Annotated in this window: 24 protein-coding genes; 15 read left to right on the top strand and 9 right to left on the bottom strand. The window is 68.1% G+C overall.

The genetic code is table 11. From position 1 onward, the window contains the following. Window positions 1-135: 135 nt before the first annotated feature. The 5 genes from E6G92_09810 (at window position 136) to tatC (ending at window position 3,138) form a co-directional block, all read left to right on the top strand. Entirely contained in the window at window positions 136-903 is a 768-nt protein-coding gene (locus E6G92_09810; GenBank protein ID TMJ20026.1) for a segregation/condensation protein A, read from the top strand. Window positions 904-1,018: 115 nt separating this feature from the next. Continuing rightward, window positions 1,019-1,615: an SMC-Scp complex subunit ScpB gene (scpB, locus tag E6G92_09805; protein ID TMJ20025.1), complete on the top strand. Its 597-nt coding sequence runs from the start codon at window positions 1,019-1,021 to the stop codon at window positions 1,613-1,615. A 30-nt stretch (window positions 1,616-1,645) separates the two neighbouring features. Beyond that, window positions 1,646-1,903 (top strand): twin-arginine translocase TatA/TatE family subunit, encoded by a 258-nt coding sequence (locus E6G92_09800; GenBank protein TMJ20024.1) that lies wholly within the window; start codon window positions 1,646-1,648, stop codon window positions 1,901-1,903. Between the two features lie 24 nt (window positions 1,904-1,927). Next, window positions 1,928-2,368: a twin-arginine translocase subunit TatB gene (gene tatB, locus E6G92_09795; protein TMJ20023.1), complete on the top strand. Its 441-nt coding sequence runs from the start codon at window positions 1,928-1,930 to the stop codon at window positions 2,366-2,368. Window positions 2,369-2,373: 5 nt separating this feature from the next. Further along, complete coding sequence (gene tatC / locus E6G92_09790) at window positions 2,374-3,138, top strand: twin-arginine translocase subunit TatC (protein ID TMJ20022.1); 765 nt, start codon at window positions 2,374-2,376, stop codon at window positions 3,136-3,138. Between the two features lie 49 nt (window positions 3,139-3,187). Here the strand turns inward: tatC and E6G92_09785 are convergent, their stop codons facing one another. From E6G92_09785 to E6G92_09775, 3 genes are all read right to left on the bottom strand, one after another. Continuing rightward, window positions 3,188-3,313, bottom strand: a complete 126-nt coding sequence (locus tag E6G92_09785; GenBank protein ID TMJ20021.1) for an entericidin A/B family lipoprotein — start codon at window positions 3,311-3,313, stop codon at window positions 3,188-3,190. A gap of 288 nt (window positions 3,314-3,601) precedes the next feature. After that, complete coding sequence (locus E6G92_09780; GenBank protein ID TMJ20020.1) at window positions 3,602-5,170, bottom strand: HAMP domain-containing protein; 1,569 nt, start codon at window positions 5,168-5,170, stop codon at window positions 3,602-3,604. A 14-nt stretch (window positions 5,171-5,184) separates the two neighbouring features. Then, window positions 5,185-5,388, bottom strand: coding sequence for a hypothetical protein (locus E6G92_09775; protein TMJ20019.1), 204 nt, complete (start codon window positions 5,386-5,388; stop codon window positions 5,185-5,187). Window positions 5,389-5,668: 280 nt separating this feature from the next. On the opposite strand from E6G92_09775, the gene E6G92_09770 reads away from it, so the two are divergent. The 5 genes from E6G92_09770 to E6G92_09750 all read left to right on the top strand — a co-directional run bounded on the left by E6G92_09770 (window position 5,669) and on the right by E6G92_09750 (window position 11,457). Beyond that, window positions 5,669-6,463 (top strand): response regulator, encoded by a 795-nt coding sequence (locus E6G92_09770; protein ID TMJ20018.1) that lies wholly within the window; start codon window positions 5,669-5,671, stop codon window positions 6,461-6,463. 311 nt (window positions 6,464-6,774) lie between these two features. Then, a complete protein-coding gene (locus E6G92_09765; GenBank protein ID TMJ20017.1) occupies window positions 6,775-7,437 on the top strand; it encodes a sigma-70 family RNA polymerase sigma factor in 663 nt (220 codons plus the stop codon). Between the two features lie 291 nt (window positions 7,438-7,728). Then, window positions 7,729-10,383, top strand: coding sequence for a bifunctional [glutamate--ammonia ligase]-adenylyl-L-tyrosine phosphorylase/[glutamate--ammonia-ligase] adenylyltransferase (gene glnE, locus E6G92_09760; GenBank protein TMJ20788.1), 2,655 nt, complete (start codon window positions 7,729-7,731; stop codon window positions 10,381-10,383). Next, complete coding sequence (locus E6G92_09755) at window positions 10,383-10,847, top strand: peroxiredoxin (protein TMJ20016.1); 465 nt, start codon at window positions 10,383-10,385, stop codon at window positions 10,845-10,847. The genes glnE and E6G92_09755 overlap by 1 nt, the downstream gene beginning before the upstream one ends. A gap of 85 nt (window positions 10,848-10,932) precedes the next feature. Further along, a complete protein-coding gene (locus E6G92_09750; protein ID TMJ20015.1) occupies window positions 10,933-11,457 on the top strand; it encodes a hypothetical protein in 525 nt (174 codons plus the stop codon). Here the strand turns inward: E6G92_09750 and purT are convergent. Beyond that, window positions 11,445-12,605 carry a formate-dependent phosphoribosylglycinamide formyltransferase gene (gene purT / locus E6G92_09745; GenBank protein TMJ20014.1) on the bottom strand — a complete coding sequence of 387 codons (1,161 nt, stop codon included), beginning with the start codon at window positions 12,603-12,605 and terminating at the stop codon, window positions 11,445-11,447. The genes E6G92_09750 and purT overlap by 13 nt on opposite strands. 25 nt (window positions 12,606-12,630) lie before the next feature. Between purT and E6G92_09740 the strand changes: the two genes are divergently transcribed. Further along, on the top strand, window positions 12,631-13,446 hold the full coding sequence (locus E6G92_09740; GenBank protein TMJ20787.1) for a ferritin-like domain-containing protein: 816 nt from the start codon (window positions 12,631-12,633) through the stop codon (window positions 13,444-13,446). A 121-nt stretch (window positions 13,447-13,567) separates the two neighbouring features. Continuing rightward, window positions 13,568-14,710, top strand: a complete 1,143-nt coding sequence (locus E6G92_09735) for a M23 family metallopeptidase (GenBank protein ID TMJ20013.1) — start codon at window positions 13,568-13,570, stop codon at window positions 14,708-14,710. Between the two features lie 197 nt (window positions 14,711-14,907). Here the strand turns inward: E6G92_09735 and E6G92_09730 are convergent, their stop codons facing one another. The 4 genes from E6G92_09730 to E6G92_09715 form a co-directional block, all read right to left on the bottom strand. Beyond that, window positions 14,908-15,687, bottom strand: coding sequence for a phosphoribosylaminoimidazolesuccinocarboxamide synthase (locus E6G92_09730; protein ID TMJ20012.1), 780 nt, complete (start codon window positions 15,685-15,687; stop codon window positions 14,908-14,910). 74 nt (window positions 15,688-15,761) lie between these two features. Continuing rightward, window positions 15,762-16,985 (bottom strand): kynureninase, encoded by a 1,224-nt coding sequence (gene kynU, locus E6G92_09725; protein ID TMJ20011.1) that lies wholly within the window; start codon window positions 16,983-16,985, stop codon window positions 15,762-15,764. Between the two features lie 100 nt (window positions 16,986-17,085). Then, on the bottom strand, window positions 17,086-17,961 hold the full coding sequence (locus E6G92_09720) for an alpha/beta hydrolase (protein ID TMJ20010.1): 876 nt from the start codon (window positions 17,959-17,961) through the stop codon (window positions 17,086-17,088). Window positions 17,962-18,233: 272 nt separating this feature from the next. After that, window positions 18,234-18,434 (bottom strand): hypothetical protein, encoded by a 201-nt coding sequence (locus tag E6G92_09715; GenBank protein TMJ20009.1) that lies wholly within the window; start codon window positions 18,432-18,434, stop codon window positions 18,234-18,236. 125 nt (window positions 18,435-18,559) lie between these two features. Between E6G92_09715 and E6G92_09710 the strand changes: the two genes are divergently transcribed. Then, window positions 18,560-19,480, top strand: a complete 921-nt coding sequence (locus E6G92_09710) for a LysR family transcriptional regulator (protein ID TMJ20008.1) — start codon at window positions 18,560-18,562, stop codon at window positions 19,478-19,480. A 17-nt stretch (window positions 19,481-19,497) separates the two neighbouring features. Further along, window positions 19,498-20,433, top strand: coding sequence for a cation transporter (locus E6G92_09705; protein ID TMJ20007.1), 936 nt, complete (start codon window positions 19,498-19,500; stop codon window positions 20,431-20,433). Window positions 20,434-20,568: 135 nt separating this feature from the next. Here E6G92_09705 and E6G92_09700 read toward each other — a convergent pair whose 3' ends face one another. Continuing rightward, window positions 20,569-21,492 carry a hypothetical protein gene (locus E6G92_09700; GenBank protein TMJ20006.1) on the bottom strand — a complete coding sequence of 308 codons (924 nt, stop codon included), beginning with the start codon at window positions 21,490-21,492 and terminating at the stop codon, window positions 20,569-20,571. Window positions 21,493-21,634: 142 nt separating this feature from the next. On the opposite strand from E6G92_09700, the gene parC reads away from it, so the two are divergent. Next, a complete protein-coding gene (gene parC, locus E6G92_09695) occupies window positions 21,635-23,869 on the top strand; it encodes a DNA topoisomerase IV subunit A (GenBank protein ID TMJ20005.1) in 2,235 nt (744 codons plus the stop codon). Window positions 23,870-24,087: the final 218 nt, after the last annotated feature.

Here is a 24,087-nt window from a genome sequence, read left to right as displayed (position 1 = left end):
TCCTTCGAGACGGGCCTTCGCCAGGCTCAGTCCCTCCTCAGGATGAGCGGTTCGACGTAAGCTGATCATGCCTGCCTGTGGAAAAGTCCGCTTTGCCCTTCGACTTCGGCGCGCCTGCGCCTTAGGCTCGCGCCCGTGAGCGATTTCGACGACTCCTTCGAGCTGGATTCCGCGCCGACCGCGGAGGCCGACCGGCTGACGCTCGATCTCGACGGCTGGGAAGGCCCGCTCGACCTGCTGCTGACGCTGGCGCGGACCCAGAAGGTCGATCTCGCCAAAATCTCGATCCTCGCTTTGGTCGAGCAATATCTGACGTTCATCGCCGACGCCAAGAAGCTGAAGCTGGAGATCGCCGCCGATTATCTGGTGATGGCCGCCTGGCTCGCCTACCTCAAATCCTGCCTGCTTCTTCCCAAGGACCCGGGCGTCGATCCGAGCCCGGACGAGCTGGCCATGCGGCTGCAATTGCGCCTCCAGCGGCTCCAGGCGATGCGCGAGGCGGGCGCCCGGCTGATCGGGCGCGACCGGGTCGGCCGCGACGTCTTCCTCAGGCGCGCGCCCGAGGGGCTGAAGGTCGTTCGCCGCTCGGCCTGGCAGGCCGACCTCTACGATATCATCTCCGCTTACGGCATCATCCGGGCGCGCACCGAGCCTTCGGTGCACGTCATCGCCCGGCGGCCGGTGATGACGCTCGACGAGGCGATCCACCGGCTGGAGCGGATGATCGGGACCAGGATGGACTGGACGGCGCTCGAGGCCTTCCTGCCGGAGACGCAGGACCGCGAGTTCCGCAAGTCTGCTTTGGCTTCGAGCTTCGTCGCCACGCTCGAGCTCGCCCGGCTCGGCAAGGTCGCTCTGCAGCAGGAGGGGAATTTCACGCCGCTCTACGTGAGGGCGGCGTGAGGGGGTTGAAACCGCCCCTATGCTGTTCCCCGGCGAAGGCCGGGGTCCAGGACTTCGTCCCGGCCTGGGCCCCGGCCTCCGCCGGGGAGCAAGGGGTCGGCCGGGAATGAGGGAGATGGACGACGCCCTGCGCGCGGTTGAGGCCACTTTGTTCGCGGCCGAAGAGCCGATGAGCGCCGCCGATATCGCGCTCTATGTCGGCGATGGAGTGGAGGTGAAGGCCGCATTGGCCGAGCTTCAAAGCCATTATGCCGGGCGCGGCGTCGAGCTGGTCGAGCGCGGCGGACGCTGGCATTTCCAGACCGCCGCCGATCTCGCCCATATCCTTCGGCGTGAGCGCGAGGAGAGCCGCCGTCTCAGCCGCGCCGCGGTCGAGACTCTGGCGATCATCGCCTATCACGAGCCGGTCAGCCGCGCCGAGATCGAGGCCATTCGCGGCGTGCAGATATCGAAAGGCACGCTCGACGTGCTGATGGAGGCCGGCTGGGTCCGCCCCGCGGGCCGGCGCGAGGTTCCGGGGCGGCCGCTCACCTACGCGACGACTCAGGAATTCCTTACCCATTTCGGGCTAGAGAGCCGGCGCGACCTGCCGGGAATCGACGATTTGAAGGCGGCGGGACTGCTCGATCCGGTCGACACCGCGCTGGAGCGGCTGGGCCTCGAACGGGACGAGGACGACGCCGAACTGGAAACCGGCGCCGAAGAGGCCTAGACTGGCCCGGCACGAGGAGATTGAGAGAAAATGGGTGGTTTCAGCATCTGGCATTGGCTGATCGTCGGCATCGTCATCCTGCTCTTGTTCGGCAAGGGCCGCTTTTCCGACATGATGGGCGACGTCGCCAAGGGCCTGAAGAGCTTCAAGAAGGGCATGTCGGACGACGAGGAGGCCGAAGCGCGCCGCCTCACCGCCGAGCGGGCGGTCGAGGCGCGGCCGGTTCCGCCGGTCGAGCCGGTGCCGGTCGAGCCGGTCCGAGCGCCCGAGACGGACCGGCAAGCCTAGCCGGTCCCCGCCGGAAAGGGCGTCATGTTCGGAGTCGATTCCAGCGAGCTGCTGATCATCGCGGTCGTCGCCCTGGTGGTGATCGGCCCGAAGGACCTGCCGCGCGTGATGCGCACGATCGGCCAGTTCGTCGGCCGGGCGCGCGGCATGGCCAAGCATTTCCGAAGCGGCCTCGACACGATGATGCGCGAATCCGAGCTCGAGGAGATGGAGAAGAAGTGGAAGGCCGACAACGAGCGGATCATGCGTGAATTCCCGGCGGTCGCCGCGCCCGAGCCGTGGCCCGCGCCCCTCGCCGCCGATCCGGCCTCGCCCGCGCCGGAGGCTTTGCCCCCTCCGCCCGCGCCGCCCCCGCCTTCGCCTAAAGCCTCGCGGCCCAAGGCCCCGCCGCCACGCGGCGCGGCGCCCGCCCGCGCCGCAGCGCAGCCGCGGCCCAGAACGCCTCCGGCGGACGACTCGCAGTGAGCGAAATGGAGCGCACCGAGGCCGACGAGCTCGAGAAGAGCAAGGCGCCGCTGCTCGACCATCTGATCGAGCTCAGGCGGCGCCTGCTGTGGAGCATCCTGACGCTGGGCGTGACCTTCGCCATCTGCCTCTATTTCGCGCGGCCGATCTACGCCTTCCTGCTCCGGCCGCTGATCGCCGCAGGCCAGAGCAGGCTGATCTACACGGCGGTGTTCGAGGCCTTCTTCGTCGAGATCAAGGTCGCCTTCTTCGCCGCCGGGATGATCTCCTTCCCGATCATCGCCGCGCAGCTGTGGCTGTTCGTGGCGCCGGGACTCTACGCCAAGGAGAAGAAGGCGTTCCTGCCCTTTCTCCTGATGACTCCGGTCCTGTTCCTGTGCGGCGCCTCGCTGGCCTATTTCGTCGCCATGCCGCTCGCGCTGACCTATCTGCTCGGCTACGACGGCAATATCGGCGGGATCGAGCAGATGGCGCTGCCCGGCGTCGGCAATTATCTCGATTTCTCGACCCGCTTCATCTTCGGCTTCGGAGTCGCCTTCCTGCTGCCGGTGCTGCTGATGCTGCTGGAACGGGTCGGGATCGTTAGCCGGGCCCAGCTGAAGCGCGGGCGGCGCTACGCGATCGTCGTCGCTTTCGTCGCCGCCGCGGTCCTCACGCCGCCCGACGTGGTTTCCCAGCTCCTGCTCGCCGTGCCGATGGTTCTGCTCTACGAGCTTTCGCTGGTCGCCATCTGGTTCACCGAGCGCCGGCGCGCCAGGCAGGCCGCATAAAAAAGGGGCGCCCGAAGGCGCCCCGCAAGCAGAAATGCCGCATTCGGCCTCAGGTCGCGTTGTCGACCGCGTTGGCGGCGGATTCGACGTCCTCGCCGGCGCCGCGAACCGTATTGCATGCGGTCGCTGCGACGAGCGTCCCGGCGAGCGCGAAAATCGCGAACAGCTTCTTCATGTGCAGTCTCCTGAACCAGTGGGCTCGGAGCGAGAGGCGCCGGGCCGGTTATGGTCGCTCAATGCCCGCGCGGCCGATTCAGTTCCGCGCGGCAACCAGAGTGGGAAGGGAGAGCGGCCCAAAAAGAAGTTGAGCCCGGATGCGCTACCGGGGGGGGGGAGGTTAGCGCGTCCGGGCCCATGTTCTGGATAGCGAGAGCGGGGGGGCAAAAGGTCACTATCCGAATTGCTAAACGGAGGGGCGGACGGTGGGTTCCACGGTTGGCGAAAATTTTTTGAAAAAAAAGATTCAGGCGTCGGACGGGAGGACGTTGAGCAGGACGGAGTAACGGCCGCGCGCCGAATCCCTCTCCAGCGCCGAGCGGAGCTGGCGGGCGAGGCCGGTGACGATCCGCTCGAACCGGTCGGCAAGCGCCTCGTCGCAATCGACGGTCTGCGACAGCGCATCGACCTCGACCGCGAGGCGGGCCGTCCCACCCTCCTCGGGCTCGATCACCACCGAGACCATGGTCGAGCCGCAGAACATACCGAACTCGACGATCTCGGTGACCAGGAAGGCGACCGAGACGGCAACGTCCTGAGTCACGTAGACGGGTGCGACGTCGAGCCGGATCTGCGTCCCCGAGGCGGAAGACGGGGCCGTGGCGCGCAGATTGGCGGCAAGCTCGGAGATGAGCGGCTTGAGCGCGACGCCGCGATTGGCCTCGAGCTCGGCATAATGGTTGCGGTGGACCACGGCGAGCGCGTCGACCCGGCGCTGGATCGAGGCGTAAGCGGCGGCCACCTGCTCGTTGGTCGAGCCGCGCGAGTGGAGGTTGAGAAGCGAGGCGACGACCTGGAGGTTGTTCTTCACCCGGTGGTGAACCTCCCGAACCAGCCGGGTCTGGCGCGCGACGGCGGCCTCGAGCTCCGCCTCGTGGCGGGCGACCGTTTGCGCCGCCTGGTCGAAGGCCTGGCCCAGAGCGTCGATCTCCTGCGCCGGGCTGCGGACGGCCGGCAGGTCGAAGCTGGTCCCCGGGCGGTAGGCCGAAATCACGCCCTGAAGCCGGCCGAGCGGGCGCAGAAGGAGCCACTGGACGATGATCCAGCCGACCAGCGAGGCCCACAGCCACATCAATACGGGGGTCAGGATGACCAGCAGGTCGGTCGCGGTGACCGGCGGAATCAAGGCGTTGAGCCGTATCGCGTAACCGGCGTTGGAGACCGGAAAATCGACGGTCACGCCGCTTTCGAACGCGCTCGCCGCGGGGCCTGGACGCAGGAGCATCCGGTGGCCTCCTTCGACCAGCGAGACCGCGAAATTGCCGGGCACGACCGGCTTGTTGACGACATCGGCCAGAGTGGCGCGATCGTATTCCGCGACGCCCTCGATCGTTCCGTCCGGCTGGTAGAGAAAGATCGTCAGCCGCTGGCCGTCGGGCGAGATCAGGCCCCGTCCCACCGCTCCCCGGCCCGGAGGCGCGGGCGGGGGAACGAACCCTTCGCTCCGGCAGCGCGGCTCCGGGCCTTCGCCGAACAGGGCGAAGCGGCCGGGCGTGTTTGGCGCGCGCGCCAGGCGCGCCAGCGTTCGAGCGCAGACCCCTTCGGGGTTGTTCGCCTCGATGATTGCGTCGCGGGCCGAGCGAATCGTCGAGCCGTTGCGGGACAGAGCGAGGGTGAAGCGCTGGACGTGCGTGGTCAGCGTCGCGCGCGCCTCGATCTCCGCCTTGTCACGGTTGGCGCGGGCATTGTCGAACGAGGCGGAGACGGCGATCAACCCGAGCGGAAGCAGCCCGATGCTCAGGAAGAAAAACATCTTTAGGCCTGTCGAAAGGGCCGCCCAACGCCCCGCCGCCCAGCTTTGCGTGCGGCCGCTCATTTCGCCTGCGAGCCCTAGCCAAGCTTGCCGAGGAGATCGAGCATTTCGGGCGGAATATCCTCGGCGAGCGCGCGATCGTAGACGCTGCGCAAGGCGCTTCCGACCTCGCCGGTCGCGGGGCGCCTCTTCGCACGCCTGGATGGGTTCGAAATCTCCATGTCTCCGTCAGCGGCGGGCTTGCGCTTGCGCGGTCCGTCCGTGTCCTTTTCAAAGCTCAATGACTATACCCCCGAGCGACGCCCCGCCTGGAATCGAATGTCTGGGCGAGCCAGCTCGTGCTTCCCCGCTTAACAGACGCAAGAATGTCGCGGCACCGAAATAATCGGCCCACGCGACCATTGAAACAAAAAACTCCGACGATTGTTCCATAGGGGCGTACAGCGGGGGCGGCTCGGCATTTCCCCGTTTGGTGCGTGTCGTTGCGCGACCGTCACGGGGTTGCAATCGCGCAGGCGTCCACACATTTAACCCGTGATTGACCGAAGGAGTCGCAAACCCATGTCGCTTGGCCAGGAACTCGCGCCGCATCTTCCCTTTCTCCGCCGCTACGCCCGCGCCCTGACCGGCACTCAGGCCCATGGCGACGCCTTCGTCCGGGCCACGCTGGAAGCGATCGTCGCGGCCCCCGGCGATTTTCCGCGGGACGTCGACCCCCGGCTCGGCCTGTACAAGACGTTCCATGCGATCTGGTCCACCGCCAATGTCGAGGAAGAGCCGGGCCACGCGGGCGCCGAGGCGCCCGAGGACATCGCCCGCGCCCGCCTCTCGCGAATCACCCCGCTGTCGCGCCAGGCGCTGTTGCTGACGGCGATGGAGGGCTTCACGCCCGAGGATGCCGGCTATCTGATCGGCGCGTCGGGCTCCGAGGTCGAAGCGCTGGTCGCCGAGGCGCTGGCCGAGATCGAGCGCCAGACCCGGGCCGACGTGCTGATCATCGAGGACGAGCCGATCATCGCGATGGATATCGAAACGATCGTCCGCGACCTCGGCCACAACGTCACCGGAGTGGCCGTGACCCGCGACGAGGCGGTCAGCCAGGCGCTGGCCAAGCGCCCGGGCCTGGTCCTGGCCGACATCCAGCTCGCCGACGACAGTTCCGGAATCGACGCCGTGAAGGACATCCTGGCCGAATTCGCGGTGCCGGTGATCTTCATTACCGCCTTTCCCGAGCGCCTGTTGACCGGCGAGCGGCCGGAGCCGACCTTCCTGATCACCAAGCCCTTCCAGCGCTCGACCGTGAAAGCGGCGATCGCCCAGGCGCTGTTTTTCGACGCGGCGACGGTTCCGGCCTGAACCCTCCGGTCCGCGCTTCATCGGGCGCGGACCGGAGGGAACCGGTTCCGCGGGCGGGCGTTGCCCGCCTGAAACGAATGGAACCGGCGGACGGCGGAATGGACGGATCTGAGCATATCAATACCGAGGAGGCACGGGCCGGCTCGACCCCCCGGATGACGCGCTACATCCTTGCGTGGAGCATTGCGCTGGTGGTCGTCATCTTCGGGGCGCTGCTGCTTTTCTGGCTATAATCCTTGTCTTGACTTTGGTTGTGGCGGGACCCGTCCGGGAACCGTAGATCGTCGAAATTGAAGCGTGAGGGGCATTTGATGGCGGGCGAACAGCCGGCACAGGTTCAGGCGAATGACGGCGATTGGGCGCCTTTGCCCGACGATGAGTTCAAGCAGCAGCTTGGCCAGGTCATTCCGCATTTGCGCGCGTTCGGCCGCTCGCTTTCGGGCAGCCGCGATCTCGCCGACGATCTGGTACAGGAAACCCTGCTCAAGGCGTGGGCGGCGCGCAAGCGCTTCCAGGCCGGGACCAACATGCGCGCCTGGACCTTCATCATCCTCCGGAACCTGTTCCTCAGCCAGATGCGCCGGGCCCGGTTCAAGGGCGAGTGGGACGAGCTGACGGCCTCGAAGCTGCTCGCCGCCCCGGCCAGCCAGGACCGCCACATCGAGCTTGGCGACATGCAGCGCGCCCTGCTCCACCTGCCGCAGCCGCAGCGCGAGGCGCTGATCCTCGTCGGCGCGGGCGGCTTCGCCTATGAGGAAGCCGCCGAGATCTGCGGCTGCGCGGTAGGGACGATCAAGAGCCGGGTCGCCCGCGGCCGGGTGGCGCTCGAAGCGCTGCTTAGCGAAGGGAAGTTGCCCTCGCGCCGGTCGCACCATACGCCGGACAACCAGACCGCGCTGCAATCGATCATGAGCGAGGTCGACGAGCTGAGCCGGGACCGCGACCCGGATATCGACGAGGCCCCCGAAGCCTAATCGAGGCGGGCGAGGAGCTGTTCGAAGACCGTCAGCGAACGCATCTCGCCGTCCATCCGGAACGCCTGGCGCAGGGCATCGCCCACGCCGGCGTGAACGGTGGGCGGAGCCACCTTCACATATTGGCGTGTCGCGTTGTCGGCACCGGCCTTCATGCTCGAATTCCATTCCTTCACAGCAATGTTAACGTGCGTTGGCCCGCGCAGTTGCAAACATTGCGCAGGCCGAACGGTCATTGGTGGCCGATGTTGCCGGAGAGAGACGATCGGTTTCGTGAATCTTAACAAGGCGATGGAGCGGGCCCGGGCGCATTCGCCGTTCCTCGCCCAGGAGATGGCGCGATTCGGCCCGGTCGTCGATGCGCTCGCGAACGGGGGCGTCGGCGCCGCTCTCGATCTGGCTCGAAGCGAGGGTCGCGCAGAGGAGGCCGGGCGCGCGATCAGGCGCGAGCGCACGGCCTTCGCGCTGGCGCTCGGCCTCGGCGACCTGGCCGGCCTGTGCACGCTCGAACAGGTCACGGGCGACCTCTCGGACCTCGCCGACCGGCTGATCGCGCGCGCCCTTGGGCAGGCGATCGCCGAGCGGACGCCCGACGCGGCGCCGGCGGGCTTCGCGGTAATCGGTCTCGGCAAGCTCGGCGGGCGCGAGCTCAATTATTCGTCCGACGTCGATCTCCTCTTCCTCTACGATCCCAGGACCCTGCCCAGAAAGCCCCGCGAGGAAGCGGACCAGGCCGCCGTGCGGATCGCCCAGCGCCTGACGGAATTGCTGCAAAAGCGGACGGAGGACGGCTACGCCTTCCGGGTCGATCTGCGCCTGCGCCCTTCGCCCGAAGTGACTCCGATCGCGCTGCCGGTCGACGCGGGCATTTCCTACTACGAATCCGCCGCTCTGCCTTGGGAGCGGGCGGCGTTCATCCGCGCCCGCCAGGTCGCGGGGGATGCCGACGTGGGCCGCTATTTCCTGGAGGCGATTCACCCCTTCGTCTGGCGCCGCTCGCTCGATTTCGGCGCGATCGGCGAGATCCGCGCGATCAGCGCCCGGATCCGGGACCATTATGCGCAAGGCCAGGCCTTCGGCCCCGGCTACGACCTCAAGCGCGGCCGCGGGGGAATCCGCGAGGTCGAGTTCTTCATCCAGATCCATCAATTGATCCACGGCGGGCGCGAGCCCGAGCTGCGCACTCCGGCAACTCTCGACGCTCTCGCGGCGCTGGAGAAAAGGGGCCTCGTCGCCGGTGAAAGCGCCGCGCTTTTGAGCGAGGCCTATCCGCTGCTGAGGACGATCGAGCACCGGCTGCAAATGGTCGACGACCGCCAGACGCACGTCCTGCCGGCCGGCAGCGACGCGCTCGACAATGTCGCGAGGCTCCACGGGCTGGAGGGCGGAGCCGCCCTGCTCGATCTGCTCCGCGTTCCGACGTCGCGCGTCGCCGCCCTCTACGACACGCTCGGCGGCGGCAGCACGGCGAGCCTTTCCGCCGATCCCCAGGTGATCGAGGAGCAGCTCGGCGCCGCCGGCTTCGCCGACCGGGCTTCGGCGCGCCTGCGAATCGACGGATGGCGCTCGGGCCGGATCCGTTCGCTGCGCGCGCCCGCGGCGATCCAGGCGTTCGAGGCGATGCTTCCCGGGCTGATCCAGGCGCTGGGCGCGGCGCCCGATCCGATGCGCGCGCTCAACCGTTTCGACGATATCGTCGAGGGTCTTCCCTCGGGGGTCAATTTCTACCGCCTACTCGAGGCGCGGCCGGCGCTGACCCAGCATCTCGCAGCGATCCTCAGCCATGCCCCGGCCCTCGCGGAGCAGCTCGGCCGGCGGCCGGAGCTGCTCGACGGCCTGATCGACGCGAGCGCGTTCGACCCGCCCGGCTCGGTCGAGGAGCTGGCGGCGCGCTTCGGCCAGCCGGACCGGCGCGGCGAGGATTATCAAATGCTGCTCGACCGGGTCCGACGCCGGGTCAACGAGACTCGCTTCGCGCTTGGCGCTCAGCTCGTCTTGGGGCGGACGGATCCGATCGAGGTCGGCGAGGGCTATGCCCGGGTCGCGGAGGCGGCGCTTCAGGTGCTCGCCGCCGCGACCGTCGCCGAATTCGAGAATGCTCATGGGAAGGTGCCGGGTTCGGAGCTCGTCATCCTCGGCCTCGGCCGGCTTGGCGGCGGCGCTTTGACCCATGCCTCGGACCTCGACCTCATCTATCTGTTCAGCGGCAGCCACGAAGCCGAATCCGACGGCCCCAAGCCGCTGCGCGCGACCGACTATTTCAACCGCCTGGCGCCGAGGATCGGCGCCGCGCTCAGCGTTCCGACCGCCGCCGGGCCGCTCTACGAGGTCGATACGAGGCTTCGGCCTTCGGGCACCGACGGGCTGATCGCCATTTCGCTCGAGACCTTCGCCGATTATCAGCGGACCAAGGCCTGGACCTTCGAGCATATGGCGCTGGCCCGCGCCCGGCCGGTCTACGGCTCCTCCGCCGACCGGGCGGAGCTGGCGAGGATCGCGCAAGGCGTCCTGACCATGGAACGCGAGGCGGGCAAGGTCGCGGCCGACGCGGCGAAGATGCGGCTGGAGATCGCCCGCCACAAGCCGCCGCGCGGGGCCTTCGACATCAAGCTCGGCGCCGGCGGGCTGGTCGATCTGGAATTCGCCGTCCACACGTTGCAGCTCGTGCACCGCAAGGGCCTGACGCCCCGGCTGGGCGAGGCGATCGAGGCGCTGGCCGCCGAGGGGCTCGTTGCGCCCGATATCGCCGCGGCGCATGTGCTTCTGACCCGAATGCTGGTCACCTTGCGCCTCGTCGCTCCGGATTCGGCCGAGCCGGCGCCCGCCTCACGCGACCTGGTGGCGCGCGCCTGCGGGATGGACGGGTGGGAGGAACTGCTTGCGGCTCACGAGGATGCGCGGCAAAGCGTAAGCGAGCTGTGGGGCGCGGTGGCAAAGGCGGTGTGATGCTGAGCGAAGGCGATCCGATTCCAGACGTGAGCCTGACCGGAATGGACGGCGCCCCGGTGCGCCCGGCCGATTTCAGGGGCCAGAAGCTCGTCCTCTATTTCTACCCCAAGGACGACACGTCGGGCTGCACCCGCGAGGCCCAGGATTTCACGGCTCTCGCGTCCGAGTTCGAGAAAGCGGGAACATGGATTCTCGGAGTCTCCAAGGACAGCCCGCAAAGCCACGCCAAGTTCACCGGCAAATACGATCTCAAGGTCAAGCTCGCCACCGATCCGGACGGCAGCGTCTGCGAGTCGTTCGGAACCTGGGCGGAGAAGAGCCTCTACGGCCGCAAATATATGGGCATCAGCCGCGACACCTTCCTGATCGACCGCGACGGCACGGTGGCGCGCGTCTGGCGCAAGGTGAAGGTGCCGGGCCACGCCGAGGAAGTTTTGGCCGCGGCGCGCGAGCTTCCCTGAGGCAGCGATGGTCGTCCGCGCCCTCCGGTCACGCCTCGGCGGTCGGCGGCGCGGAACGCGAAGGCCGCGCGCTCGTTGGGCGCGCATGCTGGGACATTCCATCCTGTGGTCCGGACTTGGCGCGGTCGCTCTGGCCGTCGGGATCGGAGTGCAGCTCGGCGAAGGCGCGGTGAACCAGATCGATCCGCTCTACTTCCAGGGCCCGGCGCTCCACCCGCGCGACCGCGGCGCGGCGCTGGATCCGAACAACCTGCCCGGCCCGATCGTCTCTCCCTATCTGCAGGCTTATGGCTGGGCGCAGGGCAATGCGGCGCTGGCAGCCGATGCGACGCCGCGGGTGGATTATCCCTATGCGCCCGATCCCGCGCCCATACAGCGCGTGGCCGAAACGCAATGGGAAATCGTGGAGGCGCCGGCGGCGCAGCCATGGCCGGCCGCACCGGCCGCCGAGAATCCCGAAGTCGAGCGCTATGCGCGCTACGCGATCGAGGAAAAGCCTGAGGCAGCGCCGCAGCCTGCCGCGCAGGAAGAGACTCGCACGCCGGTTCGGGTCGCCGCGCAGCCTGCGGCGGCGCTCACCACCGCCCCCGTCCTGGTCTACGACAAATAGACGATCCTGACGCAGGCCGCGGCTTCGCGGGCGCGTTCCCTGGCCTGATCGACGCTGTCGCCGCGCGCCAGCGCCACACCCATGCGGCGGTTCTTGCGGGTCACCGGCTTGGCGAAGAGGCGCACGTCGCCCCCGAGCGCCAGCGCCTCGTCGAGCCCCTCGTAACGGAATGCGGTGCTCTCCCGGTCGGCCAGAATCACGGCCGAGGCGGAAGGGCCGTAGAGGGCGATCGGCGGGATCGGCAGCCCCATCACGGCGCGGGCGTGGAGATCGAACTCGCTCAGCTCCTGCGAGACGGAGGTGACCATGCCGGTGTCGTGCGGGCGCGGGCTCAGTTCCGAGAAGATCGCCTCGTCGCCGGCGATGAAGAATTCGACTCCGAACACGCCGCGCCCGCCCAGGTCGTCGACGATCCGGCGCGCCATGTCCTGCGCCTGGACCAGCGCGGCTTCCGACATCTCCATCGGCTGCCAGCTCTCGCGATAGTCGCCGAGCTCCTGGCGGTGGCCGATCGGTGGGCAAAACAGGATTCCGTGGGCCGTCCGCACGGTCAGCAGCGTGATCTCGTAATCGAAGGCTATGAATTCCTCGACGATCACCCGCGGCCGGTCCCCGCGCATGTTGGCGACCGCATAGTCCCACGCCGCCTCCAGCTCGGCTTCGTCCCTGACGGTCGACTGCCCCTTGCCCGAGGAGGACATGACGGGCTTGATGACGCAGGGGAGCCCCGTGTGGCATGCGCCTTCGCCGACTTCGTCGAGGCTCTCGGCGAAACGGTAGCGCGAGGTGCGAAGGCCCAAGGTCTCCGCAGCCAAGGCGCGGATCGCGTCGCGGTTCATCGTCATCTGCGCGGCTCGCGCGGTGGGGACGACGTGCCAGCCCTCGGCTTCGAGAGCGACCAGCTCCTCGGTCCGGATCGCCTCGATCTCCGGCACGATGAAATCGGGGCGATGCTTCTCCACCGCCGCCCTCAAAGCTGCGGCGTCGAGCATCGGAAAGACCTCGCAGGCGTCCGCCATCTGCATCGCCGGAGCGCCGGCATAGGAATCGCAGGCGACGACGAAGGCGCCGAGGCGCTTGGCGGAGATGGTGAACTCGCGTCCCAGCTCACCGGAGCCGAGCAGCAGGATTTTGGCGGTGAAACTCATCGCTTCGGCCGGTACAGCGCGGGCCATGGAGAAGGAAGGGGCGACGATCGCCGAAGCCTGCCGAGCGGTGCTGCTCGCTGCCGAGCCGGGCGCCAAGATCAAGGCGGCGCGCGGCGCGGCGCGGGCATGGCGGCTCGGACGGCTGGAGCATCGCTTCGACGTCGCGATGCCCGACCGGCCGGCGCGGCCGTCCGAGCCCGTCCTCATGCCCCCATCGCGCATGCCCAAACGGGGCAAGGCGGGATCGGAGCGCAGCCGAATCGCCATGCTCCACGCGCTCGCCCATATCGAGTTCGGGGCGATCGATCTCGCCTTCGACATGGCCGGCCGGTTCGGCAGTGCCCAGCCGCGGGCGTTCATCGACGACTGGATCGGCGTCGGCGCCGACGAAGCGATTCATTTCGCCCTGCTCGACCGGCGCCTGCGCCCGCTCGGCGCCCGCTACGGCGCGCTGCCCGCCCATGACGGATTGTGGGAGGCGGCCGCGCAGACCGCCGACGATCTGCTGGCCAGGCTCGCCGTGGTGCCGATGGTGCTTGAGGCGCGGGGCCTCGACGTCACGCCGGCGACGGTCGCGGCGTTCGAGCGCGCCGGGGATGCCCGATCGGCGGCGATCCTTTCGCGCATCTACCGCGATGAGATCCGCCACGTCGCGGCCGGCACCTTCTGGTTCAAATCCGGCTGCAAGGCTCGCGGATTCGACCCGGTCCCTTACTGGCAAGAACTGATTCGGTCGCACTTTCGCGGGATGCTTAAGCCACCGTTCAACGACTCGGCGCGGGGTGAAGCCGGTCTGTCCCGGGAATTCTACCTAGGGGTTGCCGGGCAAGAGGTTGTTTAACACTCTGCCGTCAGCAGTCGGGGGGCAATCCGACGCGCAAGCCGGCCGGAAGGCCAAGAATTTTCAAGCGGTCGCCTTAAGCGTGGTCGCGCCGGCCCTTAGGGGCCGACCGGGGAAAACGATGACGACGTACGCCAAAGCAAACGCCGGCTTCACTTCGAAGTTCCGTAATGTCTTCAAGCCGCGTGATATTTTCCTTCACGACGGCAAGAGCCTGCGCCGTTTCACGATCGGCGCTCGAATCCAGTTCGCGGCCGCTTTCGCGGCCTTTGTTTTGCTCGCATGGTCGGCTTTCGCGACCTTCCAGGCGGTCCATGCGATGCGCGGGGACGTGGCGCAGATGGAGCGCCGCCTGAGCCAGATGCAGAACGACGTGGACGCGATCCGCGCCGCCACCGCCCAGCGCGCCGCTTTGCTCGAGCAGCGCCAAGCCTTCCTCTCCGCTATGGTTTCCGGCCGCGCAGACGCCAGCCGGCTCGCGGCGATGCTCCCGGCCTCGGCGCCGCGCTCCGACAACCCCGCGGTCCAGCAGGCGACCGAGACTTTCGGCGCGGTCGAGGGCATGCAGGCGGAGTTCGCCGGTCGAGTTCAGGCCGCGACCCGCCAGCGCTATCGCGAGACCGCCGGCGCGCTCAAGCGGCTCGGCTTCAATCCCGCCCGCTTCCACCGGGTCAGCGGCGCCGTCGGCGGCCCCTACGAGCCGGTCGCCGCCTCCGACAACAGCGATCCGCGCTTCCGCGAATTGTTCACCACCTGGCGCCAGCTCGACCAGCTCGAGCAGGGCGTTGCGGCCATCCCCTCGGCGATGCCGCTCCACAACGCGGCCAACTTCACCTCGGGCTACGGCGTGCGCTCCGATCCCTTCCGCGGGCGCGCCGCGATGCACGCCGGGATCGATCTCGCCGGCCCGATGGGCACCCCGATCTACGCGACCGCAGACGGCGTCGTCGGACGCTCCGAATGGAACAATGGCGGCTACGGCAATCTGGTCGAGATCGACCACGGCCAAGGCATCCAGACCCGCTACGGCCACCTCTCGCAGCGGATCGCCTTGCCCGGCCAGCGCGTCCACCGCGGCGATCTGATCGGCCTGATGGGCTCGACCGGCCGCTCGACCGGCAGCCACCTGCACTACGAGGTCCGGATCGACGGCCGCGCGGTCAATCCCGTGCCCTTCCTCCAGTCGAGCAACACCTTCGTCGCCCTGCAGAACCGCGCCAGCCAGCCGATCGCCATCGGCGGCCCGACCGGCGGTTCGCGGTAAGGCTGAATTTAGCGTTTCAGAGTCATCCCGGCGAAGGCCGGGACCCATGAACTCGGTATGGTAGGGGAGGCGACGTTGTCGTCACACCAGCCCTCACTGGCTTGTGTTCATGGATCCCGGCTTTCGCCGGGATGACTCTTTTGTTTTCGGGATTCCAGCTTTCGCTGGAATGACGGTTCTACTCGCTAATCCTGGGCCTACTTGCCCCGCTTCTGCCTGTGCTCGGCGAGGTCGAGAACGGCGTTGGCTTCGCCCTCGGGCAGCAGGCCGAGCCGGCGGGCGACCTCCTGATAGGCCTCCGCCTCGCCGCCGAGATCGCGGCGGAAGCGGTCCTTGTCGAGCTTCTCGTTGGTCGTCATGTCCCACAATCGGCAGCCGTCCGGGCTGATCTCGTCGGCGAGGATCACGCGGGCGAAATCGTTCTCCCACAGACGGCCGAACTCGAGCTTGAAGTCGACCAGGCGAATTCCGATCGCCGCGAACAGGCCGCAGAGGAAGTCGTTCACGCGGATCGCCATGTCGGCGATCTCGTTCATCTCCTCCTGGCTGGCCCAGCCGAAGCAGGCGATATGCTCGTCGGCGATCATCGGATCGCCGAGCGCGTCGTCCTTGTAATAATATTCGATGATCGTTCGCGGGAGCTGGGTGCCTTCCTCGATTCCAAGCCGGGTGGAGAGCGTGCCGGCGGCGACGTTGCGGACGACCACCTCGATCGGCACGATCTCGACCTGGCGGATCAATTGCTCGCGCATGTTGAGCCGGCGGATGAAGTGGGTCGGGATGCCGATCGTTCCAAGCAGGGTGTAGAGATGCTCGGAGATGCGGTTGTTGAGCACGCCCTTGCCGGCGATGCTGCCGCGCTTCTGCGCGTTGAACGCGGTGGCGTCATCCTTGAAATACTGGATCAAGGTGCCGGGCTCGGGACCCTCGTAGAGGATCTTGGCCTTGCCTTCGTAGATCATCCGGCGGCGGGACATCGGCGCTTGGGGCCTCCGGCTGGGAAAAGGAAGGCGGCTCTATAGGGGAGCGGGCGCGCGAGGGCAAACCGCCGTCACGTGACCTTGCCGCGGACGGCGAACCTCGGCTCGCGCCAGGTCTCGCGCTTCATGATGTCGGCGATACGGTCGACTGCCTGCCAGATGTCCTCGAAGCCCAGATAGAGCGGGGTCAGGCCGAAGCGGACGACATCGGGGGACCGGAAATCGCCGATCACCTGGGCGGCGATCAGCGCCTGGCAGATCTCGAAGGCATTGGGGTGCTGGAAGGAGATGTGGCTGCCGCGCGAATCCGGCCCGCGCGGGCTGATGCAGACGAGCTCGGGGCAGCGCTGCTCCATAAGCCCATGGAACACATCGAACATCGCGCGCGACTTGGCCCACAGCCGCTCGACGGTGACGCCCTCGAAGGCATCGAGGCCGCATTCCAGCGCGGCGAGGCCGAGCACCGTGGGCGTTCCGGCGAGGAAGCGGTCAATGCCCGGCGCCGGCTGATAGTCGTCGGTGAAGGCGAACGGGCGCGCATGGCCCATCCAGCCGCGCACGGGGCTGAGCAGCTTCTCCTGGAGATGCTCGGCGACGTAGAGGAAGGCCGGCGCGCCGGGGCCGCCGTTCAGATATTTGTAGCCGCAGCCGACGGCGAGCTCCGCTCCCGACTCGCCCAGGTGGAGCGGGACCGCGCCGACGCTGTGGCTGAGGTCCCAGACCGTCGTCGCTCCGGCCGCCTTGGCGCGGGCGGTGATCCGGGCCATGTCGAAGCGCGCGGCGCTCTTGTAGTGGACGTGGGTGAGGAGGAGGACATTGGTGTCGGCGCCGATCCGTCCCTCGATCGAGTCGCGCTCGGCGATGTCGAGCGTCAGGCCGAGCAGATCGGCGACTCCGCTGGCGATGTGCAGATCGGTGTGGAAATTGCCGGCCTCGGTCAGCAGCACGGGGCGGTCCGAGAGGCGCGCGGCGGCGACCAGCAGCTTGTAGAGGTTCACCGAGGTCGAATCGGCGACGATCACCTCGTTCGGCCTGGCGCCGATCAAAGGCGCGATCCTGGCCCCGAGGCGCTGCGGCAGGCCGATCCAGTCGCGTGTGTTCCAGGCGCGGACGAGCTCCGCGCCCCATTCCTCGCGAACGACGGCGTCGAGCCGACCGATGGCGGCCTTGGGCAGGACCCCAAGCGAATTGCCGTCGAGGTAGATCAGCCCCTCGGCCAGCTGGAAGCGGTCGCGGAAGGGGCGAAGCGGATCGGCGGCGTCGGCGGCGCGCGCCTCGGCGAGGGTGAAGGTCATTTCAAAACCCGAGTCACCCCGGCGAAGGCCGGGGCCCATGAACATATTGCCACGAATTGAGGCGAAGACGCCATCGCCGATCCTGCAACAAAAAAGGTGTTCATGGGTCCCGACTTTCGTCGGGATGACTCCCGTTGCCGAGCGCCCCTTCGATTTCTTCCACCGCCGCGGCCCAAGCCGCGGTCTCGGGGGCGATCAGTTCGACATGGCCGGTATGGTCGATCATCCGCACCCTCACGTCGTCCCCGGCCGCTCGCATCGGCGCGGCATAGCCTTCGGCATAGGCGGTGGGGATGATCCGGTCCTGCACACCGTTGATCAGCACCTGGGGCAGGCCGAGCGGGGCGAGGCGCGGCACCGAGGTGTCGGCGAAATGGCCCGACGTCAGCCGCCCGATCACTTCGTTGCCGCAGCCATTTTCCGACCGCGCGGCCTCCTCGAGATCGGGCAGGCCCCCGAGGCTGACGACGGCCCGGACCGGGATCGGATAAAGGGTTCGTAGGGGTGAGCCCTCGGGTAGCCGCGCCCGTCCCGCCAGCCAAAGTGCGAGGTGCCCGCCAGCGCTGTGTCCGGTCGCGACCAGATTTCCGACGTCGAGATGATATCGCCCGGCATAGCGCCGCAACGAGTCGGCAGCGGCGGCGACATCTTGGAAAGTGCCAGGATAGCCCCCGCCGGGGCGGTCGACGCCGCGATAGTCGATGTTCCAGACCGCGATTCCGCGGCGGCGCAGGTCGTCGGCGATCCAGTTCATGATCGTGCGGTCGGCGATTTCGGTCTGCCAGCAGCCGCCGTGGATCATCAGGACTGTGGGATGGGGGCCGTCACCTTCGGGCAGCCAGAGGTCGACCACCTGCAGCGCGTCGTCGCCATAGCGGATCGTAGCGCCGGGTTCCGGGCGCGGCCGTTCGAGCAAATCCGGCCAGATCATCAGCCCATCCGGGCGGCGCGGCGGGGTCTGGCTGGTCTGAGGCATCGCGCAGGCGGCTAACGCCAGCGCGAGAGACAAGGCAAGCGGCTTGTGAGGAGGCATGGCGGTCCTTCGCGGGGTCGATCCCGCGAATAGACCGCTACGCTAGGGGATCAAAGCCCCCGGCCGGCGCATCGGCCCGGCCTGGGATTCCACGGAGAGCTGAACTGCATCTCGTTGAGCTTGCACAAAGCGAGGCCGATCGAGGCGGCGACGCGGGCGAGCGCTGCGGCGATGGTGCGAATGGTCATCGATCATCTCCTTTGGATCTGACGCGGTCAGGCGGCGCCGCTGGTCGAGCCGATGCTGAGGCCGGTGAGCGCGAAAGCGGCGATCAGCGCCAGCAACTGGTGCGTGGTCCCGTCCCAACCGGCGAACCGGGCGAGGGCCGAGCGGACGGTGCCGGCCGCGTCCTGCACCCATAGGTTGAACTGATCGTGGTGGTCCGCCCACATACGGCCGTCGAGTTCGTCGCGCATTTCCTGGTTCCTTTCCCTGACATTGCCGAATTGCCTTTCGGCGCGAGCAGGGAAATCGCATCTCCACGAACGTGACGCCAACGAAACTCTCGACAGAGGGCATAAGCGCAGCTTATAGGATTGCGATGGCACGTCTGCCTCCGCTGAGCGCCGTTCGAGTCTTCGAGGCGGCGGCGCGCCGCCAGAACTTCACCCAGGCCGCGGCCGAGCTGGGGATGACGCAGGCGGCGGTCAGCTATCAAATTCGCTTGTTGGAAGAGCGGCTTGGCGTGCCCCTGTTCGCGCGCATCAAGGGCCGGGTCTCGCTGACCGACGCCGGGCGCCGGGTCGCGCCGCTCGTCGCCAGCGCGTTCGAGACCCTGGACGACGCCTTCTCGGGGCTCGTGGCCGAGGACCAGGCGCTGCTTTCGATCAGCACCGCGCAGACCATGGCAACGCAATGGCTGGCGCCCCGGCTCGGCGATTTCCAGGTGCGCCATCCCGCTCTCGCGGTCCGCCTCAGCACCGACAACCGGCTGGTCGATTTCACCACCGGCGAATTCCACGCCGCCATCCGGGTCGGCCGGGGCGATTGGCCGGGGCTCAAATGCCATTTCCTGTTCCGCCTCCACTTCAGCCCCGTGTGCAGCGCCGAGTTCGCCGCCCGCTACAGCCTCTTCCGGCCCGAGCAATTGCTCGACGTCCCGCGCCTGACCGCGACCGACCAGTGGTGGGCCGACTGGTTCGCGGATCTCGGCGTAGAGGCGCGGGAGGGCGTCCCCGATCCCGGCCTGCTGCTCGACAATCAGGTGATGGAGGCGAATGCGGCGTTCGCCGGCGCCGGGATAGCGCTGATGACCCCGATGTTCTGGCGGCGCGAGTTGGCGGAGGGGCGGATGGTCCAGCCCTTCGCCCACGTCCACGTCACCCGAAACAGCCATTGGCTGGTCTATCCCGAAGGCCGCCGCAACCAGCCCAAGATCGCCGCCTTCCGCGACTGGATCCTGGCCGAGGTCGAGCAAGAGCGCGGCCGCGGGCCCGCCGAGGTCTTCCGCCCGCCGGCCTGAGCGTTTAGCGTCGGGCGGTGGCTCACTCCCATTCGCACCCGCACGGCGGCCATCACCATCACGGGCACGCTCATGCGCACGCCCCGGCCGATTTCGGCTGGGCCTTCGCCGTCGGAATCGCGCTCAACCTCGGCTTCGTCGGCGTCGAGGCGGCCTACGGCTTCTGGGCCAATTCGATGGCCCTGCTCGCCGATGCCGGGCACAACCTTTCCGACGTTCTCGGGCTCGCCACCGCCTGGGTCGGCGCGATTCTCGCCAAAAGGCCGCCGTCGCGTCGGTTCAGCTATGGCCTGAGGGCCTCGTCGATCCTGGCGGCGCTCGCCAATTCGGTGCTGCTGCTGATCGCCGTCGCCTTCATCGCCTATCACGCCGTGTTCCGGCTCATCATCCCGGACCTGGTCGAGGGCGGGACGGTGACGGTCGTCGCCGCGATCGGAATTGCGATCAACGGGGCGACCGCCTTGATGTTCGCCCGGGGCCGGCGCAGCGACCTGAACATCCGCGGGGCCTATCTCCACATGGTCGCCGACGCGCTGGTCTCGGCGGGCGTCGTAGTCGCAGGAATCCTCATCGCCACGACCGGCTGGCTGTGGGTCGATCCGATCGCCAGCCTGATCGTCGCCGCCTTGATCTTCCTCGCCGGCGCGGACCTTCTGCGCGAGTCGGTGACGATGGCGCTGGCCGGAGTTCCGCGCGGCATCGATCCCGACAAGGTCGAGGCGCATTTGCTCTCGCTTCCCGGGGTGGCGGCGATCCACGACCTTCATATCTGGCCGATGAGCACGACCGAGTTCGCGCTCACCGCCCATCTCGTCATTCCCGGCGGATTTCCGGGAGACGCCTTCCTCGCCGGCTGCGCCCACGACGTCGCGCATCATTTTGGCATCGGCCACGCGACCTTCCAGGTCGAGACCGGCGAGGATTGCGCGCTCGAGCCGGCCGAGCGGGTTTAAGGCCCGGCTTGGCCGCAAGAGGCCGTCATTGCGAGCGCAGCGAAGCAATCCAGTGCTGAATACGAGGCCCGCTGGATTGCTTCGTCGCTGCGCTCCTCGCAATGACGGTTATCCTGAAGCGATCACTCTATCGAGTTACGCGGCGTGTGTCGCATCGGTCCCCGTCTCCTCGCGGAACCAGCGGCGCCGCACGTAGCGGATGAGGAGCGCGATCAGTCCGAACGCGATCGCCCAGGGCAGCAGGGTGATGATCACGACCAGCAGCATCGTCGCACCGTCGGCGAAATTGTTGCCGGCGCGGTGGAACGCTTGCCCGATGCTCGGCCGCTGCGCCGGCCCGGGGACGAGATTGCCCGAGCCGTAGCGGAAGACCATCGGCGTCGTGGCGAGGCTCTCCTGCCCGGCATGGCCGGCCTCGCGCAAGGGCCGCAACTGCTCGAGCAGCTCCGTCCGGCGCGCCTCCAGCCCGGTCTTCTCGGCGGCCATCGGGCCGAGCCCCCGCAACCGGGTCTCGATCCGGGCGAGCTCGGCTTCGATCTCGGCGCGATCGCGCTGGTTGGCGCGCAGCGGCGTGCCGGCATCCTCGCCGGTGATCTCGCTCTGGGTGACCGTTCCGTCGGCGGCGTTGACTCGCTGGACGGCGTCCCGCGCGAAGGTGCGGGCGATGGCCGGATCGAGGGCGAAGGTCAGGCTCGCCTCGACGTCGTCGGAATTCGCGGCGCGATAGGTCATGCCGGTGATTCGGCAGCGGGCAAGCGTGTAGCGCTCGCAGATCTGCTGGTGCTGATCCTGCACCTCGGCGATCCGATCCGCGGCAAGGCCGAAGCCGTAGCGATAGGCGAAGGCGACGTCGGGGGCCGCAACGGTGCCGATGTTCGGGCCGGCTTCCTGGGTGGCTTCGCCTTCCGGGACGACGATGTCGCCGCTTTCCTGGGCCGTGTTGGCGGCATTGGCAGGTTGGTCCGATCCACCGGGGCCGTTGCGGCCGTTCGGATCGCCGGCTTGGCCGCACGCGGTCGTGGCGAGCAGCATAGCAAGGAAGGGAATCGCACGTTTCATGGCACTTTCCTCTCTTGGTTGACCTTGAGCGAGCGGATAGTCGATCAGATCAGTAGACAATGCAATATAATTCTACCGATACAGTTGAGAAAGGCCGCGCAACCCACTCGCTTCCCCGAATCCCGCCTGCTAACGACTCGCCATGAGTGACATTCCCGATTCCGTCGTCGACGCGCCGTTCGACGACGCCCTTTCCCAGCGCTACCTCGTCTACGCCCTCTCGACGATCACTGCCCGGTCGCTGCCCGACCTGCGCGACGGGTTGAAGCCCGTCCACCGGCGGCTGCTCTGGGCGATGCGGCTGCTTCGGCTCGATCCCGCCGCCGGCTACAAGAAATGCGCCCGCGTCGTCGGCGACGTGATCGGCAAATACCACCCGCACGGCGACCAGTCGGTCTACGACGCGATGGTCCGCCTCGCCCAGGATTTCTCGCTTCGCTATCCGCTCGTCGACGGGCAGGGCAATTTCGGGAATGTCGACGGCGATAACGCCGCGGCGATGCGCTACACCGAGGCGCGGCTGACCGCGGCGGCGGGCGAGCTGATGGCCGGGCTCGACGAGGGCACGGTCGGCTTTCGCCCCACCTATAATGGCGAGGAGGAGGAGCCGGAGGTCTTTCCGGGCCTGTTCCCGAACCTGCTCGCCAACGGCGCCAGCGGGATCGCCGTGGGCATGGCGACGAGCATCCCGCCGCACAACGTCGCCGAGATCGTCGACGCCGCGATCCTGCTGATCGACAGTCCGGGCGCCGACGACGCGGCGCTGATGGAGAAGGTCTCCGGCCCCGATTTCCCCACCGGCGGGCAGATCGTCGACAGCCCCGAGGCGATCGCCCTGGCCTATGCCACGGGCCGCGGGGCGTTTCGCGTTCGGGCGCGCTGGACGGTCGAGAAGGGGCCTCAGGGGTCGTGGACGGCGGTCGTCACCGAAATCCCCTATCAGGTGCCCAAATCCAAGCTGATCGAGCAGATCGCCCAGCTGATCGCCGACAAGAAGCTTCCGATCCTCGCCGACGTGCTCGACGAATCCGCCGAGGAGATCAGGATCGTGATCGAGCCGCGCAGCCGCACGGTCGATCCCGATCTGCTGATGGACAGCCTGTTCCGGCTGACCGACCTCGAGGTGCGGGTGCCCCTGAACCTCAACGTGCTGGACGCGGAGCGCACGCCTCGGGTGATGGGCCTGAGGCAGGTGCTGGGCGAGTGGCTGAAGTTCCAGATCGAGGTCCTGATCAATCGCTCGAACCACCGGCTGGCCAAGATCGCCGACCGGATCGAGCTGCTCGACGGCTATCTGATCGCCTATCTCAACCTCGACCGGGTGATCCAGATCATCCGCGCCGAGGACGAGCCGAAGCCGGTGCTGATCGCCGAATTCGCCTTGAGCGACCGCCAGGCCGAGGCGATCCTCAACATGCGCCTTCGCTCCTTGCGCAAGCTCGAGGAGATGCAGATCCGCGGCGAGCGCGAGAAGCTGGAGGCGGAGAAGGCCGACCTCGAGAAGCTGGTCGCCGACCCGAAGCGGCAGCGCAGGCGCCTGACGAAGGACCTGACCGCGCTCAAGGACCGCTATGGCGGCTGGACCGAGCTCGGCCGGCGCCGGACGTTGATCGAGGCCGCCGGCCCGGCCCGGGAGATCCCGCTCGAAGCGATGATCGAGCGCGAGCCGGTAACCGTGATCCTCTCGAAGCGGGGCTGGATCAGGGCGATGAGGGGCCATGTCGACGCCTCCAACGCCGAGGCGCTGAAGTTCAAGGAGGGCGACGGCCTCGCTTTCCCCTTGCTCCACGCCCACACCACCGACAAGCTGCTGCTCGCCTCCTCGGACGGGCGCTTCTACACGCTCGCCGCCGACAAGCTGCCGGGCGGGCGCGGCTTCGGCGAGCCCGTGAAGCTGATGGTCGACATCGAGGGCGAGGGGAACGTCGTCGCCCTCCTTCGCGCCGCCGGCGCGGACAAGCTGCTCGTCGCCTCCTCGGACGGCCGCGGCTTCGTCACCTCGGCCTCGGGCGCGGTCGCCGAGACCCGCAAGGGCAAGCAGGTCGTCAATTTGCGAGCCGGCGCGACGCTCAAGGTCGTTCGGCCGCTTCGGCCCGAGGACGATTTCGTCGCCGCGATCGGCGACAACCGAAAGCTGGTCGTCTTCTCGCGCGAGGAGCTGCCCGAAATGGGCCGCGGCCAGGGCGTCCAGCTGCAGCGCTACCGCGACGGCGGCCTGTCCGACGCCAAGGGCTTCAACAAGGAGGCGGGCCTCTCCTGGCCGATGGGCGGCGAGGGCAATCGCGTGCGCACCGAGAACATGGATCCGTGGCGAACGGCGCGCGGCGCGGCGGGCCGGATGCCGCCGACCGGCTTCCCGCGCGACAACCGCTTCTGAGCCGCTTTGGGAACGGCCCCTGATTAGTCATTCCGGCGAAGGCCGGAACCCATGAACACGAGATTCGACGTGAAGGGCGCTGCCGTCCCCACTCCGTCCGCTCCGGTTCATGGACCCCGGCTTGCGCCGGGGTGACTCGAAGGGGTGACGTGCCGCCGAAGCCGAATGGTTACCGCGTTAGCCGGGGCCATTCCTCAACGGAGCGTTAACCCTGTTCC

Source organism: Alphaproteobacteria bacterium, from assembly GCA_005883305.1.
Taxonomy (GTDB): domain Bacteria; phylum Pseudomonadota; class Alphaproteobacteria; order Sphingomonadales; family Sphingomonadaceae; genus Allosphingosinicella.
This window is presented reverse-complemented; position numbering and strand designations above follow the sequence as displayed.

Excerpts from the sequence above, each read along its gene's own strand:
- E6G92_09735 (TMJ20013.1), top strand. The coding sequence starts at position 13,568 with ATGACGACGTACGCCAAAGCAAACGCCGGCTTCACTTCGAAGTTCCGT.
- parC (TMJ20005.1), top strand. The coding sequence starts at position 21,635 with ATGAGTGACATTCCCGATTCCGTCGTCGACGCGCCGTTCGACGACGCC.
- E6G92_09765 (TMJ20017.1), top strand. The coding sequence starts at position 6,775 with ATGGCGGGCGAACAGCCGGCACAGGTTCAGGCGAATGACGGCGATTGG.
- E6G92_09700 (TMJ20006.1), bottom strand. The coding sequence starts at position 21,492 with ATGAAACGTGCGATTCCCTTCCTTGCTATGCTGCTCGCCACGACCGCG.
- scpB (TMJ20025.1), top strand. The coding sequence starts at position 1,019 with ATGGACGACGCCCTGCGCGCGGTTGAGGCCACTTTGTTCGCGGCCGAA.
- E6G92_09720 (TMJ20010.1), bottom strand. The coding sequence starts at position 17,961 with ATGCCTCAGACCAGCCAGACCCCGCCGCGCCGCCCGGATGGGCTGATG.
- E6G92_09750 (TMJ20015.1), top strand. The coding sequence starts at position 10,933 with ATGCTGGGACATTCCATCCTGTGGTCCGGACTTGGCGCGGTCGCTCTG.
- tatB (TMJ20023.1), top strand. The coding sequence starts at position 1,928 with ATGTTCGGAGTCGATTCCAGCGAGCTGCTGATCATCGCGGTCGTCGCC.
- glnE (TMJ20788.1), top strand. The coding sequence starts at position 7,729 with ATGGAGCGGGCCCGGGCGCATTCGCCGTTCCTCGCCCAGGAGATGGCG.
- E6G92_09770 (TMJ20018.1), top strand. The coding sequence starts at position 5,669 with ATGTCGCTTGGCCAGGAACTCGCGCCGCATCTTCCCTTTCTCCGCCGC.
- E6G92_09740 (TMJ20787.1), top strand. The coding sequence starts at position 12,631 with ATGGAGAAGGAAGGGGCGACGATCGCCGAAGCCTGCCGAGCGGTGCTG.
- E6G92_09785 (TMJ20021.1), bottom strand. The coding sequence starts at position 3,313 with ATGAAGAAGCTGTTCGCGATTTTCGCGCTCGCCGGGACGCTCGTCGCA.
- E6G92_09715 (TMJ20009.1), bottom strand. The coding sequence starts at position 18,434 with ATGCGCGACGAACTCGACGGCCGTATGTGGGCGGACCACCACGATCAG.
- E6G92_09730 (TMJ20012.1), bottom strand. The coding sequence starts at position 15,687 with ATGTCCCGCCGCCGGATGATCTACGAAGGCAAGGCCAAGATCCTCTAC.
- kynU (TMJ20011.1), bottom strand. The coding sequence starts at position 16,985 with ATGACCTTCACCCTCGCCGAGGCGCGCGCCGCCGACGCCGCCGATCCG.
- E6G92_09755 (TMJ20016.1), top strand. The coding sequence starts at position 10,383 with ATGCTGAGCGAAGGCGATCCGATTCCAGACGTGAGCCTGACCGGAATG.
- purT (TMJ20014.1), bottom strand. The coding sequence starts at position 12,605 with ATGAGTTTCACCGCCAAAATCCTGCTGCTCGGCTCCGGTGAGCTGGGA.
- E6G92_09780 (TMJ20020.1), bottom strand. The coding sequence starts at position 5,170 with ATGAGCGGCCGCACGCAAAGCTGGGCGGCGGGGCGTTGGGCGGCCCTT.
- tatC (TMJ20022.1), top strand. The coding sequence starts at position 2,374 with ATGGAGCGCACCGAGGCCGACGAGCTCGAGAAGAGCAAGGCGCCGCTG.
- E6G92_09710 (TMJ20008.1), top strand. The coding sequence starts at position 18,560 with ATGGCACGTCTGCCTCCGCTGAGCGCCGTTCGAGTCTTCGAGGCGGCG.
- E6G92_09800 (TMJ20024.1), top strand. The coding sequence starts at position 1,646 with ATGGGTGGTTTCAGCATCTGGCATTGGCTGATCGTCGGCATCGTCATC.